Source organism: Silvimonas soli (genome assembly GCF_030035605.1).
Taxonomy (GTDB): Bacteria; Pseudomonadota; Gammaproteobacteria; order Burkholderiales; family Chitinibacteraceae; genus Silvimonas; species Silvimonas soli.
Window position 1 is genome coordinate 2,346,943 of the sequence record NZ_CP106736.1, and the last position, 16,739, is coordinate 2,363,681.

Sequence of the window (16,739 nt, forward strand, 5' to 3'; positions counted from 1 at the left end):
AAATATTTCTGATGGTGCCGTTTATCCGTTGTAAACATTGGGAAAATTTACGCTGGCACGGTTTCTGCTCATAGGGAAACGTCGTTACCGGGACACATGAGGAGCACACCCATGAAATTTGTTACCGCCATCATCAAGCCATTCAAGCTGGATGAGGTTCGTGAAGCCTTGTCGGCAATTGGTGTAGCCGGCTTGACCGTAACTGAAGTGAAGGGATTCGGTCGGCAAAAGGGCCATACCGAACTGTATCGTGGTGCGGAATACGTTGTTGATTTTCTGCCCAAGGTAAAGCTGGAAGTCGCCATTGCCGACGACCTGCTGGACCAGACGCTGGAAGCGATCGAAAAAGCCGCAAACACCGGCAAGATCGGCGACGGCAAGATTTTTGTTTTCGCGCTTGAGCATGTTGTTCGTATTCGTACCGGTGAAACCGGCGAATCTGCAATCTAATAAAATTGGGAAGGAGATGACCCGATGAAAAAAGTCTTTGCGATGTTCGCATTGCTGGGCGCGATGTGTATGGCGGCCCCGAGCTTTGCTGACGATGCCTCCGTGGCTGCAGTGGCATCAGATGCCGCGGCCGTAGTGGCTTCGGATGCGTCGGCAGTTGTTGCCGCCGTAGCTTCGGCGGTAACGACTGACGCTTCAGCCGCTGGCGCCGCTTCGGCCCCCGCCGCTGCCCCGGCTCCTACAGCACCGTTCTCGGTAGATTCGTCCAAGATCAGCAGCGGTGATACCGCGTGGATGTTGACCTCTACCGCACTGGTGCTGTTCATGACCATTCCTGGTCTGGCACTGTTCTACGCCGGTATGGTTCGCAAAAAGAACGTGCTGGCCACTGTGATGCAAAGCTTTGCCATCACTTGTGTCGTCACCATTTTGTGGGTGGTTATCGGTTACTCGCTGGCCTTCACTCCTGGCAACAGCTTTATTGGTGGCTTCTCGCGAGTCATGTTGTCTGGCATGAACTACATCAAGGGTGCCAACGCAACCACGCTGACCGTGAGCCATCTGGCTTCTTCGATCCCGGAATCGGTGTACATGGTCTATCAAATGACCTTCGCCATCATTACTCCGGCACTGATCACCGGCGCGTTTGCTGACCGCATGAAGTTCTCGGCCATGCTGGTGTTCATGGCTCTGTGGTCCATCATTGTTTACGCCCCGATCGCTCACATGGTGTGGGAACCAACAGGCTGGCTGGCAACTGCAGGCGTCCTGGACTTCGCTGGCGGTACTGTTGTGCACATCAACGCCGGTGTTGCCGGTCTGGTTTGCGCCCTGGTTCTGGGCAAGCGTGTTGGTTATGGCAAAGAAGCCATGGCTCCGCACAACCTGGTGCTGTCGCTGATCGGTGCTTCGATGTTGTGGGTGGGCTGGTTCGGCTTCAACGCCGGCTCCGCAGTCGCTGCTGATGGTCGTGCCGGCTTTGCCATGATGACCACACAAGTTGCTACCGCCATGGCCGCACTGGGCTGGATGTTTGCCGAGTGGGTTGCCAAGGGCAAGCCTTCCGTCCTGGGCATCATCTCTGGTGCAGTGGCTGGTCTGGTTGCGATTACCCCGGCATCCGGCTTCGTCGGTGTGGGTGGCGCGCTGATCATCGGCCTGCTGGCTGGTGTGGTTTGCTTCTGGTCCGCTTCGTGGCTCAAGCACAAGCTCGGTTACGACGACTCCCTGGATGCCTTCGGCGTGCACGGTGTTGGCGGTATCCTGGGTGCGATCCTGACCGGTGTATTCGCTGTGAAAGATATCGGTGGTGCTGATGGCAGCGTGATCCTGCAGGTCAAGGGCGTGTTGTGCACCCTGATCTACAGCGGCGTGCTGACCTTCATCCTGCTGAAGATTATTGATGTTGTGATCGGCCTGCGCGTGACTGAAGAAGAAGAACGCGAAGGTCTGGATGTGTCCCTGCACGGCGAACGTGTGGAATAAGTAAAACTATAAAACAGAACACATCCTGTTTGATCGTAAAGAGCAGAGTCGTACCTTCAACCCGCCGCAAGGCGGGTTTTTTTTGTCTGGTGTTTGCGGAGCGCCGGGCGGGACATGCGCAACGTCAACGCCAGTCAGTAACGTTGCGTTATGCTGCTGACTGATCCGGAAAGCCGGGCTCCGCTCGAATCGGCTTGATGCCAAGAGGCAGCATGATCGGCGGCGCGAAGGATTAAACCTCATCAACATGGAGCCGTTGCCGCATGATCGATACCCACACCGCCCGCGCGTTTTTGTTGAACAAATACCAGGGAGCCTGGAGTGCGTTTTACTACGCTGGCACTGCCGGCATCGTGCAGTCGTTCGACCATTTGCGCGAAGAGTGCGCCAAGGTCACCGCGCCCGGGCTGGCCGAGTGGATCGAATATCAGGCGCAAAACGCGCCCCAGCGCAAAACGTTTTTCGGGGGCACGTACTGGTTGCTGCCCTGGTCCAGTGAAAAACGGGATTGAACCGCTTCACTTTCCGTTAAACATGCCCAGTTGTAATGGCTTGGCGCTGACAAAAAAACCGGGCGTGAAGCCCGGTTTTTGCTGAACGTATATCTCGATCGCCAGATTTAGCCCTGTAGTTGCCGAGCCGCTTCAACCGCAATGGCAACCGCATCCACTTCGGTCTTTTTCATGGTCTCAGCGTTGGGCGTTTCCTGTTGGGTGCGGTTCACGATGACCCCGGCGATCATCCCGGCGCGCAGGCCCAGCGCGGCACACATGGTTAGCAGTGTGGCGCTTTCCATCTCGTAGTTCATCACATGCAGCGCTTGCCACTGCTTCATGCTGCCTTCCCATTCCTTGTTCACCCGCCCGGAATAAGTGTCATAACGTTCCTGACCCGGATAAAACGTGTCTGAAGAGGCGGTGATCCCGATATGGGCTGTGGCGTTTTTTGCCTTGGCGGCCGCGACCAGCGCCGTGGTGCAGGCAAAGTCGGCGACGGCGGGGTAAGCGGCAGGTGCAAAGTGATAACTCGCGCCATCCAGCCGTACCGAACCGGTGGTGATCAACACATCGCCCACGTTAATGTGCGGCTGGATAGCGCCAGTGGTGCCGACGCGCAAAAAGGTGCGGATGCCCAGTTGTGCCAGTTCTTCGACCACGATGGATGTCGAAGGGCCGCCGATGCCGGTCGAACATACCACCACGGCCTTGCCGTCGAGTTCACCTAGCCAGGAGTTGAATTCGCGATGGCTGGCCAGTGGCTGCGGGTTGCTCATCAACTCGGCGATGCGCTGGCTGCGGCCCGGGTCACCCGGCACGATGGCGACAGTGGCGCCTTTGAGCATGGCTTTGGTTAAACCCAGGTGAAACACTTCGGATTGCACGTTGGCTTGTGACATTGCGGCTGTCCTTTCTGCTTGCGCGGGCAAGCGGTTATTTATTGGCGTTGGGGTCGAGGTAAAACGCGCCGGGCAGCAACGCGCTGGCGCTGGTCACTTCAACATCGCCCTTGAGATTGGTGAGCACCACTTCCAGTTTGGGCGAGCCCAGTTCAATGATGACCTGGCGGCAGGCGCCACACGGGGCGATCGGGCCATCGGTATCGCCAACTACGGCCAAGGTCTGGAAATCGCCTGGCTTGTAACCGGCGGCCACCGCGGCAAACAGTGCGGTGCGTTCGGCGCAGTTACACAGCCCGTAGGAGGCGTTTTCGACATTGCAGCCATGAAACACCTTGCCGTCTCGCGTGAGCAACGCCGCTCCGACCAGAAACTTTGAATACGGCGCATAAGCCTTCTGCCGCGCGGTTTTTGCTTCATGCATCAGTTGATCGTGATTCATATCGGCTCCTGAAGAATCGCATGCGAGGATCAACATCCTCGCGAAAAGCGGGTTTGATGGTAGGTGAATTGCCGCTCACTGCTAGCGTGAGCACGGCTTGAGCGTTAATTCATTTGTTGTAGCCTGATTCCGGCCTCATGCCTGGTCTTTGCGGCCTGAACGAGGCCAGCCTGGGTTATTCAACATATTGGTAAACCACGGGTGGCAGATCAGGCGCAACCGCTGCCAGCTTGTAGGCGGCGGTGATCTCAGCCACGGCCTGGCGGGCGCTGTTCTCATCCCGGGCGTGTATTACGCCAAGCGGGTCACCTGGTTCAATGCGCTGGCCAATCTCGGCCAATTCGGTCAGCCCTACCGAGTAATCAATGGCGTCGTCGGGTTGGCGCCGTCCGCCGCCCAGATTGACCACCGCCAGCCCGAGCGCGCGGCAATCCACCGCCGAGACGTACCCCGAATGAGTCGCGGTAATGGGCAGGGTGATTCGGACTTGCGGCAAGTGTCGTTCGGGATGTTCCAGCAAGTCAGCCGGGCCGCCCAGTGTGGCGACCATCCGGGCGAAGCGTTCCGCTGCCGCGCCACTATCCAGGCTGGCCTGCAGTTGTTGCCCGGCTTGTTCAAGCGTGACCGCCAGGCCGCCTTGCAGCAGCATTTGTCCGGCCAGCGCCATGGTCACCTCATGCAAACGCGTCGGGCGGGATTTGCCGGTCAGATAATCAATGGCGCAGCGGATCTCCAGCGCATTGCCAGCACACGGTGCCAGCGACTGGTTCATGTCTGTGAGCAGCGCCGCCGTTTTCAGGCCCGCGCCGTTGCCAACGTCGACAATACTACGGGCCAGCTCCAGCGACTTTTCCATGGTCGGCATAAACGCCCCGGAACCGGTTTTTACATCCATGACCAGCGCCTGCAAACCGGCGCACAGCTTCTTGGAAAGGATGGAGGCGGTAATCATGGCCACCGATTCCACTGTGGCGGTGACATCACGCACCGCGTAAATGCGTTTGTCGGCCGGTGCCAGCGCCGCGGTCTGGCCAATAATCGCGACGCCCGTCTCTCGTACCAGACGGCGGAAAGTGTCGGTATCCGGCGTGATGTTATAGCCGGGAATGGCTTCCAGTTTATCCAGGGTGCCGCCGGTATGCCCAAGGCCACGTCCGGAAATCATCGGCACGAAGCCACCGCAAGCGGCGACCATCGGCCCCAATAACAGTGAGGTGAGATCACCCACGCCGCCGGTCGAATGTTTATCCAGCACCGGCCCTGGCAAATTGGCCGAAGCCCATTCCAGTATCTCGCCCGAATCGCGCATGCCCAGCGTCAGCGCAACGCGCTCGCTGGTGGACATGTCGTTGAAGAAAACGGCCATGGCAAAGGCCGCTATCTGGCTCTCCGACACATTGCCATCGCCCACACCGCGCACAAACCAGCCGATTTCCTCAGCACTGAGTGCAATGTTATCCCGCTTTTTGCGAATGATTTCCTGGGGCAGAAACATGGTGGGTCCTGGGCTGTCGTCGTTGGGATTCAATACCCCGAACTACGCGTGGCGCCGGCGTCGTGCCCCAGCGTGACCAGTAAATTGCCCAACAAGCTGGAGGCACCAAAGCGGAAGGTCGCCGGGCTCGCCCAAGCGGGGCCCATGATACGGTCGGCAATAGCCAGATAGGCCGCCGCTTCGGCTGCAGTGCGCACGCCGCCAGCGGCCTTGAAGCCGACCGGTTTACCCGAATCGTGTATCGCCTGAATCATGATCTCAGCCGCTTGCAAGGTGGCGTTGACTGGCACTTTGCCGGTAGAGGTTTTGATGAAATGCGCACCCGCCGCGATGGCGATTTCACTGGCGCGTTTGATCAGACTGGGCTCTTGCAACTCTCCAGACTCAATAATCACTTTCAGGGTTTTGTCACCCACCGCCAGCCGGCTTTGTGCCACCAGTTTGTGGCCGACTTCCTCGTCTCCCGCCATCAAGGCGCGGAACGGGAACACCACATCGACCTCGTCCGCGCCCAGAATTACGGCTTCGGCGGTTTCTCCGGCCGCAGCCTGCGGATTGGCTTCGCCCTTGGGGAAGTTGGTTACTGTGGCGACGGGAATAGTCAAACCTTTACTGGCCAGCGCTTCTTTGGCGGTTTTGACAAATTGCGCATAGACGCACAGTGCAGCGGGTGTGCCAACCGGGGTATCGGCGGCGGCGGCCAGGGCGCGGATGGATTCGTGTGTGTCGCTGTCATTCAGCGCGGTCAGGTCCATCAGATGCAGCGCGCGCAGGACGGCTTCGGTGAGTTGGTTGCGATTCAGTTCGGTCATGACAACCTCCGGCTGAAGATAAGATGAAGAACGGGCATTGCGATGCAGTAGACCCGCCCGACGCAGGCGCTTGCAGGTCGGGCCTACGGCTCGGGGACTGGATGCTTAATGCACAGACAAGAAAATACCGGCAATGGTTGCACTCATCAGATTAGAGAGCGTACCGGCCACCACCACGCGCAAGCCGTAGCGAGCCACTTGCGACCGGCGTTCCGGGGCGACGGCAGAGAAACCGCCCGCGAGCACGGCAATCGATGAGAAATTGGCAAAGCCGCACAGAGCGAACGACACAATCGCCAGCGTTTTGGGGTCCAGCACCTGCAAACCAGCGGCAGCAACTGAGGCCGCGTCTTTGAGGTAAGGAGCCAGGCCGACATACGCGACAAACTCGTTCAGGATCATTTTCTGGCCGAGGAAGTTGCCAGCGATTTGCGCGTCATGCCAAGGCACGCCAATTAGCCAGGCCAGTGGCGAAAAGGCATAACCCAGCAGGTATTCCAGGGTCCAGTTGGGATGACCAAACCAGCCGAAGATGCCGCCGACCACGCCATCGACCAGTGCGATCAAGCCAATAAAGCCAATCAGCATGGCGCCGACATTGAAGGCAATCTGCAAACCGACGGAAACGCCGGATGCGGCGGCTTCAATAACGTTGGCGGGGCGATGTTCGTCAAAGCCGATTTCCTTGAATTCGACTTTGCTTTCTTCGGTGCTCGGGCAAATGATCTTGGCAAACAACAAGCCGCCTGGAATCGCCATGAACGAGGCGGCCAGAAGATATTCCATCTTCACGCCCAGCCCGGCGTAACCCGCCAGCACCGAGCCCGCCACTGCCGCCATGCCACTGGACATCACCGCAAACAATTCCGGCCCGTTCATGTTTTTAACAAACGGTTTGACCACCGCAGGCATCTCGCTCTGGCCCAGAAAAATGGTGGTGGCGGCAGAGAAAGATTCGATCTTGGAAACACCAATGACCTTGTGAAAGAGGGTGCCCAGGATCAGCACCACCCATTTCATTACGCCGATGTAATACAGCACCGAAATCAGCGCGGTAACAAAGATAATGGCGGGCAATACGCGGAAGGCGAATACAAAGCCGCCGTCGCCAAAGATTTCAAACATCTTTTTGTCGACCAGGCCGCCGAACAGGAACGAAATACCGTGCTGGCCATAATCGAGCACGTGGTTCACCGCATTGGCGGCACCGGCCAGGATATCTTTGCCGATGGGTACAAACAGGATGAATGCCCCGATCACGATTTGGGTGAGCAAGGCGGCAATGACGACGCGGGGTTTGATCAGGCGGCGGTTATTGGAAACCGCAAAAGCAATCAGTAACAGAACCACCATGCCGAACAGGCTGCGGACGATATCCATCTTTATTGGTACTCCCCGGAAAACGGTTTGTTAACGGTGCTTTTGTCTGCAGCGGCGCGCTTGTGGCACGAGTGCAGCTGGATATGTGAAAGGCATATCAACATACCCGCGGCAGCTGCACGTGTTTTGATGCGTATCCTATTTTTGGCAGAAAACCTGAAATATGCGAATGGGGTTTCCCGCATTGCGCCTCAGGTGGCTGGTGCGGACAGCGCAAATGAAACAACCGCGACAATGCGCGGTTGTGTGGGGAATGCCAGGCCGGTAGCGTTTGGCGCCGGTGTCAGCAGCCTCAGTAGAACTTTTTCAGGTCCATATTGCGGTACATCGCCGCAACGTACTCGCCGTAGCCATTGAACATCAGCGTCTTGCGACGGCTGAATTCGCCAATACGGCGCTCGGTGGCCTGACTCCAGCGCGGGTGATCCACTTCCGGGTTTACGTTGGAGTAAAAACCGTACTCGCTCGGGATCGACTTGTTCCACGCCGTGGCCGGCTGTTTCTCGACCAGCCGGATCTTGACGATGGATTTGGCGCTCTTGAAGCCGTACTTCCACGGCACGATGATCCGCACCGGCGCGCCGTTCTGGTTAGGCAACGGCTTGCCATAAAGGCCGAAGGTCAGCAGCGTGAGCGGATTCATGGCTTCATCCATGCGCAGGCCTTCGGTATACGGCCAGTCCAGCACGCGCTCGGAGACCCCGGGCATTTGCTTTGGGTCGGCCAGCGAAGTGAACTCCACATATTTGGCGTTGCCGTTAGGCTGCACCTGCTTGAGTAGTTCAGACAGCGGAAACCCTTCCCATGGCATCACCATCGACCAGGCTTCCACACAGCGCAGGCGATAGACACGCTCTTCCAGCGGGGCCAGTTTCAGCAGGCTATCGATATCAAACGTTTGCGGTTTGGCACATTCGCCCTCAATCCGCACGCTCCATGGCCGCGTTTTCAGCGTGCCGGCATTTTCGCCCGGATCGGATTTATCCGTGCCAAACTCGTAGTAATTGTTGTAGTGGGTGATCTGCTCAAACGTATTTTTGGCTTCAGTGGTGCTGTATTTGCTGGGAGCCCCGGCAAAGGATGGCGCGGCAGCTGCCATGGCCAGTTCAGGTACAAAGCTTGCCGCCGCCAGCGTACCGGCCGCCTGCATGAACAGTCGGCGTTGCCGGTAGACCTCTTCGGGCGTGATTTCACTCGGTGCGACGTCGGACTTGAAGATAAATCGAGACATGGGTTTCTCCCGCAGGTGGCCTGATAGTGCTTTAGTCGCGCGGCTGGCTTTTTTCTTTCATCGTTATACCGGCATTCTCTTACGAGGCAATGCTTTTGGCATAGGACCGGTATCAATGAAAAAAGTGCAGCACTACAACGATGCTCGATGCAACAACCAGCACCATGGCGGTGATGTTGACGACTCGATCAACCTCTTGCCGGGCTCGCGGGAACAGGCGGCTGAAAATCAGCCAGGCGGCAAGCAGTAGGAAAATGAGGCGTAGAGCCAAGGAAAATGCTGAAAGCACTTGGGAGTTTTCTGGCGGCGTAAGAGTGAGGATCAGGTGGGGACAGCGCGCGTTAGCACTGGCAATACTTAATGTAGCACTTTAAGTACGGGTCGCTGATGCCTGATTTTGAGTGAATTTATTAAATCGCAGTTTACTGACGATGACCATTATAAGTGATTGTATAGAAACAGAAAAATCCGTGAGCGCCCCTTGTGGCGCCTTTTTATTTGCTCTATAGTGGGGCGAAGTGGGAGAAAGTGGGTGAAAGTGTCCTTTTCTGCTCCACAACACCAGGAAAAACCAGGCAATGTTCGGCGGCGTAGCAACTCTTAATCTCGACAGCAAAGGGCGTTTGGCCATACCGGCCAGGCACCGCGAACTGCTGTCTGCCCATTGCGCCGGCAAACTGGTCATTACCGTTGAGCCGGCAGGCTGCCTGCTGGTCTATCCCGAACCAGACTGGGTGCCGGTTCGCGACAAACTCAATCAATTGTCCGGCGCACAGGTGAACATTCGCCGCGTGATCGTCGGGCATGCCGAAGAAATCGAAATGGATGGCGCCGGTCGCGTGCTGATCCCTCCTCGCTTGCGGCAAATTGCCGGGCTGGACAAGGAAGTCGCACTGGTGGGCATGGGTAACAAGTTCGAGTTATGGGATGACGCCAAATGGGCCGCACAAACTGCGTCCGTTCTGGCGATTGACCCGGCCGAACTGGCCCAGCAAATGCAAGGTATCGTGCTGTGAGTTTTATCCATCGCACGGTCTTGCTCGACGAAGCGGTCGAGGCTCTCGCCATTATCCCCGATGGCATCTATGTCGACGGGACTTTCGGTCGCGGCGGCCACAGCCGTCTCATTCTCTCAAAACTTGGCCCCAATGGTCGTCTGATCGGATTCGACAAGGATCTGCAGGCCATTGCTGAAGCCAACACCATTACTGACCCACGTTTCACCATCGTCCACGAAGGCTTTGCCGGACTGGCGCAGGCGCTGGACGCCTTGGGCGTGTCGCAGATTGATGGCGTATTGCTGGACCTTGGGGTTTCTTCCCCGCAACTGGACGACGGAAGTCGCGGCTTTAGTTTCCGCTTCGACGCTCCGCTCGATATGCGCATGGACACCACCCGCGGCATGACTGCTGCGCAGTGGATTAACAGCGCCGATGTAAAAGAAATTGCCGAGGTGGTACGTGACTATGGCGAAGAGCGGTTTGCTAAACAGGTTGCAACAGCGATTGTTGCGGGTCGGGACATCGAGCCCATCACGACTACACGCCAACTTGCCGCGCTCGTGGCAAAGGCCGTCCGTACCCGTGAGCCGGGCCAGGATCCGGCGACGCGTACCTTCCAGGCTGTACGGATTTTCATTAATCGGGAGCTTGAAGAGCTCTCGCTGATCTTGCCGCAAGCCTTGGCCAGACTGAAGCCAGGCGGACGTTTATCGGTGATTGCCTTCCATTCGCTGGAAGACCGCATCGTCAAACAGTTCATGCAGCATGCGTCCAAGTCGCACATGCCGGACAGACTGCCGCTACGGGCGTCGGAAATGCCGGTGCCACCCTTGAGAATCATCGGCAAGCCCATTCGGGCAAGCGATGAGGAGGTGGCAGCAAACCCCAGGGCTAGAAGTGCGATTCTGCGGGTGGCAGAAAGAACGGAGGCGGCGCTGTGATCCGCCTCAATCTATTTTTACTGACCCTCGCAATTGTTTGCGCTCTATCCGTGGTTACCAGTCAGCACCGTTCGCGCAAGGCCTACGGAGAACTCCAGAAAGAACAAGAGGTTGCACGTCAACGCGATGTGGAATGGGGTCAGTTGCAGCTGGAAGAAAGCACTTGGGCGATGCACTCGCGTATTGAGTCCGAGGCCACGCAACGACTGAATATGCAGATGCCAGGCGCCGCACGCACGCAAGTGATCGGCCCGGAAGGTACCGCGATTGGTCGCGCGGCCACCAAAGCGGACCTGAAAGAATGAACGCCCGCGTCTCTTCCGTGCGCCCGCATCAACGCTACGCCCACGTGCTCAAGCTCGAGCGCTGGCGTGTCTGGGCGATTCTGACCGGCTTGATGGCGCTGTTCGTGGTGCTTCTGGCGCGCGGCTTGTATCTGCAAGCGTTCAACGAGTCATTCCTGCAAAGTCAGGGTGATGCGCGTTATACCCGTGCGCTCAAGCTGGAAGCCAATCGCGGCATGATCACCGACCGCAATGGCGATCCGCTGGCAATCTCCACGCCGGTGCAATCCATCTGGTGCAGCCCGCGCGGCATGATTTTGCTGCCGCCAGGGCAAAAGCGTGATGACGATTGGGAACCAGCGAACGATAAGGACCCGGTACCGGTGTCACGTGACGAAGTCGCTACCTTGGCCAAATCGCTGGGCATGACCACCGACGACATCTTCAAGAAGATTGTCGCGGTCTCACGTAAAGGCCCGAACGGCGAAGACATTCGCCCGGATTTTGTGTGGCTCAAGCGCGGCCTGTCACCTGCTGACGCCAAGACCGTGCTGGCCTTGAATGTGCCCGGCGTTTATGCGCAAACCGAATATCGCCGTTACTACCCCGCCGGGGAAGTGATGGCGCACATTATTGGCTTCACCAATATTGACGGCAAAGGGCAGGAAGGCTTCGAGCTGACCCGCGACAGCATGCTGGCCGGCAAACCCGGTAGCCGCACGGTGATTCGTGACCGCCGCGGCTATATCGTTGAAGACATTTCCACCATCATTCCTCCGCGCGATGGCGAAACACTGACTTTGTCGGTGGACAAGCGCATCCAGTATCTGGCTTATCGCGAGCTGAAAGCGGCTGTGGAATTGAACAAGGCCGTGGGCGGCGGCATCGTGGTGCTCGACGCCCATACCGGCGAAGTATTGGCGCTGGCCAATGCGCCGTCCTACAACCCGAACAGCCGCAACCGCATTGACCCTGCTGCACGCCGCAACCGGGCGCTGACCGATATCTATGAGCCTGGTTCGGTCATGAAGCCGGTGACGATCTCGGCAGTAATGGATTCCGGCAAGATCACGGCTAATTCCAAGGTTGATACCTTCAACGGCACCATGTCGATCGGTCCGGCGACCATTCACGACACCCACCACGGTGGCGTGCTGAGTATCGCCCAGGTTATCCAGCAGTCATCCAACGTCGGCGCTGCGCGTATCTCATTGATGATGCCGCGCGAATACATGTGGAACGCCTATCACAACGCCGGTTTCGGTGAGCCACCGCACAGTGGTTTCCCTGGCGAAGCGGGCGGTATTTTGCGTAACTGGAAGAACTGGCGCCCCATTGAACAAGCCACCATGGCCTTTGGCAACGGGATTTCGGTCAGCCTGATGCAAATGGCGCGGGCTTACCAGATGTTTGCCGATCAAGGCCAGATTCACCCGATCACCTTTACCAAGCTGGTCGCCCCCATGCCGGGCAAGCAAGTGATTACTCCTGCCAGCGCCCAGGCTATGCGCGACATGATGGAATCCGTCGTGCAGCCAGGCGGGACCGGCGTTGCCGCGCGCGTGGTCGGTTATCGCGTGGCGGGCAAGACCGGTACTTCACACAAGCTGGAAGGTGGCCAGTATGTGAACAAGTACATTGCCTCCTTTATCGGTATGGCGCCAGCATCTGACCCCCGTTTGATTATCGCCGTCATGATTGATGAACCCACTGGCGCCAAACACTTCGGTGGTTCGGTTGCGGGGCCGGTGTTCAGCAATGTCATGGCTGGCAGTTTGCGTTTGCTGGGCGTGCCGCCCGATGCGCCGACCGACAATATCCTGCTGCCTGCGCCCGACGAATCGGACGCAAGGGAATAAACATGAAGCCCAAAACCTGGAATCTGTCCCCGCTGGACCTGGCTGCAATCGACAAGATCGCCGCAGGTAGACCGGTGCGCGCAGATAGCCGCCTTGTGGATGCGGGCGACGTGTTTCTTGCCTTTCAGGGTGAGTACTCCGACGGGCGCTCGTATATAGGTAGCGCGGTGGGGCGCGGCGCTGGTGCAGTGCTGTGGGAAGCGGAAGATTTTTCGTGGCAGCAAAGCTGGCAAGTGCCCAATCTACCATTGCCGCAATTGCGCGCGCAGGCGGGCATCGTCGCCTCCCATTTGTTGGGCGATCCTTCCAAAGCGTTGTTAGTGGTCGGTGTGACAGGCACCAATGGCAAAACCTCAATCGCTCATTGGCTGGCGCAAGCATTTACCTTGCTGGGCAACAAAACGGGCTTGATGGGCACCATGGGCAATGGCTTGTGGGGCGCGCTGGAAGCATCCAGCCGCACCACGCTTGATCCGGTCGCTGTGCAGCAGTGGATGGCGCGGTTCCGCGATCAAGGTGCTAGCCAGGTGGTGATGGAAGTTTCTTCGCATGGTCTGGCTCAAGCGCGTGTGCATGGCGTGGCTTTCGATACCGCCGTGTTCACCAATCTGACTCGCGATCACCTTGATTACCACGGCACCATGCAAGCCTATGGTGCCGAAAAGGCTCGCCTGTTTGCCTGGGAAGGACTCAAAACCGCCGTGATCAATGTGGACGACGAATTTGGCCGCGAGCTAGCCAAATCGACCACGGCACAGCAAGTGTTTACCTACGGCATCGACCAGGGTGATCTGCGTGCGGTGGCGGTTCATGCCTCGCTCAACGGGTTGGCGCTGGAAATCGAAACGCCAATGGGCCGCGCCAGCATCGTTAGTCAGTTGATTGGCCGCTTTAACGTCTACAACCTGCTGGCCGCGCTGGGCGTGTTGTTGTCTGCCGGTGTGCCGCTGGCCAATGCCGCCCAGGTCTTGAGCGAGATCGAGCCCGCTGGCGGGCGCATGCAGCGTCTGGGTGGTGGCCGCTTGCCGCTGGTGGTGGTGGATTACGCCCATACGCCGGACGCGCTGGAAAAAGCCCTGGCTACGCTGCGTGAAGCCATGCCTGCCGGTAAACGCTTGTACTGCATTTTTGGTTGCGGTGGCGACCGCGATCCGGGCAAGCGCCCCATGATGGCCAAAATCGCTTGTGACCTGGCCGACAACGTCATTATCACCAGCGACAACCCACGTACCGAAAGCCCGCAAAAAATTGTGGAAGACATCGTCGCGGGCGTTGAGGGTGTGTATGGCCTGGGTGATCACAACTACGCCATTAGTCTCGATCGGCGCGTGGCCATTGAAGACACCATTGATCTGGCCGGGCCAGACGACGTGGTGCTGATCGCCGGTAAAGGTCACGAGACATATCAAGAAATCAATGGTGTGCGCCAGCATTTCGACGATGTCGAAGAGGCGCGTGCAGCTTTGGAAAGGAAGCAGTAAATGATGCTGACCCTGCGCGAAACAGCGCTGGCCCTTGATGGTTTGCTGACAGGCGATGCCGACATCGCCTTTGTCCGCGTGACCACCGACAGCCGCGACATCAAGCCGGGTGATCTGTACGTTGCGCTCAAGGGCGAGCGGTTTGATGGTCATGATTTTGCCGCCGATGCTTTGGCGCAAGGTGCCGTCGCGGTGCTGGTAGAGCGTGTGGTAAGTGGCACGCATATTGTCGTGCCCGATACCCTGGCCGCGCTGGGCAAACTCGCCGCCTACTGGCGCGAGCGCATGACCGACCTGAAAGTGATCGCCGTGACTGGCAGCGGTGGCAAAACCACCGTCAAGGAAATGATCGCCACCATCCTGATCACCCGCTTTGGTGAAGAGGCGGTGTTGGCGACGCGTGGCAACCTGAACAACCACATTGGCGTGCCACTGACCTTGTTACGCCTGACCGCGCAACATCGTTTTGCGGTGATTGAAATGGGCATGAACCATTTCGGCGAGATTGATTACCTGACTCATCTGGCCCGCCCGGATGTGGCCGTAGTCAACAACGCGCTGCGCGCTCATCTGGAAGCCTTGGGCTCGGTGGAAGGCGTGGCCCGGGCCAAGGGTGAGATTTTTGGCGGACTGAAAGCAGGCGGCACAGCGGTAATCAACGCTGATGACGCCAATGCTGCGTTGTGGAGCCAGTTGGCCAACGGCAATCGCCAACTCAGCTTTGGTCTGCACACCGCCGACATGCATGCACGGGACATCGTCGAAACGGCGGAAGGCTCGGAATTTATCCTCGGTGTGCCGATCGATGAAACCCGCGTGCTGCTGCCTGCGCCGGGCCTGCATAACGTGCGTAACGCGCTGGCCGCTGCCGCTGGCACTTACGCTGCCGGGCTGGACGTGACGCAAATTGCTGCTGGCCTGCGGCAATACAAAGGCGTGAAAGGCCGACTCGAACGCAAAGTGGCGGCCAATGGCGCGCAAGTGATCGACGACACCTACAACGCCAATCCGGATTCGATGCGCGCGGCGGTCGATGTACTGACTACCTTGGCCCGCGCCGGTGGCAATCCATCCATTCTGGTGCTGGGTGATATGGGCGAAGTTGGCCCTGATGCTGCTGATCTGCATGCAGAAATCGGCAAATACGCCAAAGAGCAGGGCGTACAGCAACTGTTTACGCTGGGCGAACAAATGGCCAATGCCGCGAGTGAGTTTGGCAACAAGCATTCGGCCACGCTGGAAGACCTGATGGCCACGCTGCAAATGGCAGTGACACCAGACAGCCTGGTGTTGGTGAAAGGGTCGCGCTTCATGCGTATGGAACGGGTAGTACAAGCGCTGCAAGGCATCGCCCAAAACAACAATAAAAAGGATGCCTGAGCCATGTTGCTGCTACTGACTCAATGGCTGGCCGAATCGATCCGCGCTTTCAACGTGTTCAACTACATCTCGTTGCGTGCGGTGCTGGCCATGATTACGGCCTTGGGAATTTCGTGGGCGCTGGGCCCGCTGGTGATCCGCAAGCTGACCGAAATGAAAGTCGGCCAATCCGTACGCAGCGATGGCCCCCAGACTCACCTGGTCAAAGCCGGTACCCCGACCATGGGCGGCACGCTTATTCTGCTGTCGATTGGCATAACCACCCTGCTGTGGGGCGAGCTGAACAACAAATACGTGTGGCTGGTACTGATTGTGACGCTGGCTACCGGCGTCATCGGTTTTATCGACGATTACAAAAAGGTCGCGCTCAAAAACCCGAAGGGTTTGAGCGCCAAAGCCAAGATGCTCGGCCAGTCGGCCATTGCCATTGGTGCCGGCGTGTTCCTGGTCAACGCGGGCCAGCTGCCGTCGCACACCGGCTTCATCATCCCGTTTTACAAAGAAATCCTGTACCCGTTCGGCGCGATCGGCTTTTGCGTGCTGACCTATTTCGTGATCGTTGGCACGTCCAACGCCGTCAACCTCACCGATGGCCTCGACGGTCTGGCGATCATGCCAACGGTGCTGGTCTCCGGTGCGTTCTGCATTTTTGCCTACGTGGCCGGTAACGCCGTGTTCTCCAAATACCTGGGCATTCCGCATGTGCCGGGCGCCGGTGAACTGGTGATTTTCTGTGCCGCAATGGCCGGTGCCGGGCTCGGATTTTTATGGTTTAACGCCTACCCGGCGGAAGTGTTCATGGGCGACGTTGGCGCACTGGCACTCGGCGCGGGTCTGGGCACTGTGGCCGTGATCGTGCGCCAGGAAATCGTGCTGCTGATCATGGGCGGTGTGTTTGTGGTGGAAGCACTGTCGGTGATGATCCAGGTCGCCAGCTTCAAGCTCACCGGCAAGCGGGTTTTCAGAATGGCGCCGCTGCATCACCACTACGAATTGAAAGGCTGGAAAGAGACGCAGGTTGTGGTGCGTTTCTGGATTATCACCATGCTGCTGGTGATGGCCGGTCTGGCCACACTGAAACTGCGTTAAGGAATCGGCAACA

17 protein-coding genes are annotated in these 16,739 nt (G+C 58.1%); 10 read left to right on the forward strand and 7 right to left on the reverse strand.

The genetic code is table 11. The features are described from left to right. The first annotated feature begins 111 nt into the window (after positions 1 to 111). The 3 genes from glnK to N7220_RS10840 all read left to right on the forward strand — a co-directional run bounded on the left by glnK (position 112) and on the right by N7220_RS10840 (position 2,447). The gene (gene glnK / locus N7220_RS10830) at positions 112 to 450 is read left to right on the forward strand and encodes a P-II family nitrogen regulator (protein ID WP_283147535.1); all 339 of its coding nucleotides are present in this window, start codon (positions 112 to 114) and stop codon (positions 448 to 450) included. A 24-nt stretch (positions 451 to 474) separates the two neighbouring features. Beyond that, positions 475 to 1,935, forward strand: a complete 1,461-nt coding sequence (locus tag N7220_RS10835) for an ammonium transporter (RefSeq protein WP_283147536.1) — start codon at positions 475 to 477, stop codon at positions 1,933 to 1,935. A 263-nt stretch (positions 1,936 to 2,198) separates the two neighbouring features. Further along, on the forward strand, positions 2,199 to 2,447 hold the full coding sequence (locus N7220_RS10840) for a hypothetical protein (RefSeq protein ID WP_283147537.1): 249 nt from the start codon (positions 2,199 to 2,201) through the stop codon (positions 2,445 to 2,447). Positions 2,448 to 2,554: 107 nt separating this feature from the next. On the opposite strand, the gene udp is transcribed toward N7220_RS10840, so the two are convergent. The 7 genes from udp to N7220_RS20835 all read right to left on the reverse strand — a co-directional run bounded on the left by udp (position 2,555) and on the right by N7220_RS20835 (position 8,980). Then, the gene (udp, locus tag N7220_RS10845; protein WP_283147538.1) at positions 2,555 to 3,331 is read right to left on the reverse strand and encodes a uridine phosphorylase; all 777 of its coding nucleotides are present in this window, start codon (positions 3,329 to 3,331) and stop codon (positions 2,555 to 2,557) included. A 34-nt stretch (positions 3,332 to 3,365) separates the two neighbouring features. Further along, entirely contained in the window at positions 3,366 to 3,773 is a 408-nt protein-coding gene (locus N7220_RS10850) for a cytidine deaminase (protein WP_283147539.1), read from the reverse strand. 175 nt (positions 3,774 to 3,948) lie between these two features. Then, the gene (gene deoA / locus N7220_RS10855; RefSeq protein ID WP_283147540.1) at positions 3,949 to 5,268 is read right to left on the reverse strand and encodes a thymidine phosphorylase; all 1,320 of its coding nucleotides are present in this window, start codon (positions 5,266 to 5,268) and stop codon (positions 3,949 to 3,951) included. A gap of 29 nt (positions 5,269 to 5,297) precedes the next feature. Continuing rightward, complete coding sequence (deoC, locus tag N7220_RS10860; RefSeq protein WP_283147541.1) at positions 5,298 to 6,080, reverse strand: deoxyribose-phosphate aldolase; 783 nt, start codon at positions 6,078 to 6,080, stop codon at positions 5,298 to 5,300. A 105-nt stretch (positions 6,081 to 6,185) separates the two neighbouring features. Then, on the reverse strand, positions 6,186 to 7,460 hold the full coding sequence (locus tag N7220_RS10865; RefSeq protein ID WP_283147542.1) for a NupC/NupG family nucleoside CNT transporter: 1,275 nt from the start codon (positions 7,458 to 7,460) through the stop codon (positions 6,186 to 6,188). A 292-nt stretch (positions 7,461 to 7,752) separates the two neighbouring features. Further along, the gene (msrP, locus tag N7220_RS10870; protein ID WP_283147543.1) at positions 7,753 to 8,691 is read right to left on the reverse strand and encodes a protein-methionine-sulfoxide reductase catalytic subunit MsrP; all 939 of its coding nucleotides are present in this window, start codon (positions 8,689 to 8,691) and stop codon (positions 7,753 to 7,755) included. Positions 8,692 to 8,803: 112 nt separating this feature from the next. Further along, complete coding sequence (locus tag N7220_RS20835; protein ID WP_425326769.1) at positions 8,804 to 8,980, reverse strand: protein MIGRI; 177 nt, start codon at positions 8,978 to 8,980, stop codon at positions 8,804 to 8,806. Positions 8,981 to 9,269: 289 nt separating this feature from the next. Here N7220_RS20835 and mraZ point away from each other — a divergent pair, with 289 nt between their 5' ends. From mraZ to mraY, 7 genes are read left to right on the forward strand one after another with little or no spacing between them, the layout of a single operon-like run. Continuing rightward, positions 9,270 to 9,707: a division/cell wall cluster transcriptional repressor MraZ gene (gene mraZ, locus N7220_RS10880; RefSeq protein WP_283147545.1), complete on the forward strand. Its 438-nt coding sequence runs from the start codon at positions 9,270 to 9,272 to the stop codon at positions 9,705 to 9,707. Further along, complete coding sequence (gene rsmH, locus N7220_RS10885; protein WP_283147546.1) at positions 9,704 to 10,633, forward strand: 16S rRNA (cytosine(1402)-N(4))-methyltransferase RsmH; 930 nt, start codon at positions 9,704 to 9,706, stop codon at positions 10,631 to 10,633. The genes mraZ and rsmH overlap by 4 nt, the downstream gene beginning before the upstream one ends. Beyond that, complete coding sequence (gene ftsL / locus N7220_RS10890) at positions 10,630 to 10,938, forward strand: cell division protein FtsL (protein WP_283147547.1); 309 nt, start codon at positions 10,630 to 10,632, stop codon at positions 10,936 to 10,938. The genes rsmH and ftsL overlap by 4 nt, the downstream gene beginning before the upstream one ends. Further along, positions 10,935 to 12,776 carry a peptidoglycan D,D-transpeptidase FtsI family protein gene (locus tag N7220_RS10895; RefSeq protein WP_283147548.1) on the forward strand — a complete coding sequence of 614 codons (1,842 nt, stop codon included), beginning with the start codon at positions 10,935 to 10,937 and terminating at the stop codon, positions 12,774 to 12,776. The genes ftsL and N7220_RS10895 overlap by 4 nt, the downstream gene beginning before the upstream one ends. Positions 12,777 to 12,778: 2 nt before the next feature. After that, positions 12,779 to 14,257 carry a UDP-N-acetylmuramoyl-L-alanyl-D-glutamate--2,6-diaminopimelate ligase gene (locus tag N7220_RS10900; protein ID WP_283147549.1) on the forward strand — a complete coding sequence of 493 codons (1,479 nt, stop codon included), beginning with the start codon at positions 12,779 to 12,781 and terminating at the stop codon, positions 14,255 to 14,257. Beyond that, positions 14,258 to 15,637 carry a UDP-N-acetylmuramoyl-tripeptide--D-alanyl-D-alanine ligase gene (locus tag N7220_RS10905; protein WP_283147550.1) on the forward strand — a complete coding sequence of 460 codons (1,380 nt, stop codon included), beginning with the start codon at positions 14,258 to 14,260 and terminating at the stop codon, positions 15,635 to 15,637. Positions 15,638 to 15,652: 15 nt separating this feature from the next. Further along, positions 15,653 to 16,726: a phospho-N-acetylmuramoyl-pentapeptide-transferase gene (gene mraY, locus N7220_RS10910; protein ID WP_425326783.1), complete on the forward strand. Its 1,074-nt coding sequence runs from the start codon at positions 15,653 to 15,655 to the stop codon at positions 16,724 to 16,726. Positions 16,727 to 16,739 lie beyond the last annotated feature (13 nt).

Coding starts and splice junctions, on each gene's coding strand:
- N7220_RS10865 (WP_283147542.1), bottom strand. CDS start 7,460: ATGGATATCGTCCGCAGCCTGTTCGGCATGGTGGTTCTGTTACTGATT.
- N7220_RS10840 (WP_283147537.1), top strand. CDS start 2,199: ATGATCGATACCCACACCGCCCGCGCGTTTTTGTTGAACAAATACCAG.
- deoC (WP_283147541.1), bottom strand. CDS start 6,080: ATGACCGAACTGAATCGCAACCAACTCACCGAAGCCGTCCTGCGCGCG.
- N7220_RS10895 (WP_283147548.1), top strand. CDS start 10,935: ATGAACGCCCGCGTCTCTTCCGTGCGCCCGCATCAACGCTACGCCCAC.
- glnK (WP_283147535.1), top strand. CDS start 112: ATGAAATTTGTTACCGCCATCATCAAGCCATTCAAGCTGGATGAGGTT.
- msrP (WP_283147543.1), bottom strand. CDS start 8,691: ATGTCTCGATTTATCTTCAAGTCCGACGTCGCACCGAGTGAAATCACG.
- N7220_RS10835 (WP_283147536.1), top strand. CDS start 475: ATGAAAAAAGTCTTTGCGATGTTCGCATTGCTGGGCGCGATGTGTATG.
- N7220_RS10900 (WP_283147549.1), top strand. CDS start 12,779: ATGAAGCCCAAAACCTGGAATCTGTCCCCGCTGGACCTGGCTGCAATC.
- mraZ (WP_283147545.1), top strand. CDS start 9,270: ATGTTCGGCGGCGTAGCAACTCTTAATCTCGACAGCAAAGGGCGTTTG.
- N7220_RS10905 (WP_283147550.1), top strand. CDS start 14,258: ATGATGCTGACCCTGCGCGAAACAGCGCTGGCCCTTGATGGTTTGCTG.
- deoA (WP_283147540.1), bottom strand. CDS start 5,268: ATGTTTCTGCCCCAGGAAATCATTCGCAAAAAGCGGGATAACATTGCA.
- N7220_RS10850 (WP_283147539.1), bottom strand. CDS start 3,773: ATGAATCACGATCAACTGATGCATGAAGCAAAAACCGCGCGGCAGAAG.
- udp (WP_283147538.1), bottom strand. CDS start 3,331: ATGTCACAAGCCAACGTGCAATCCGAAGTGTTTCACCTGGGTTTAACC.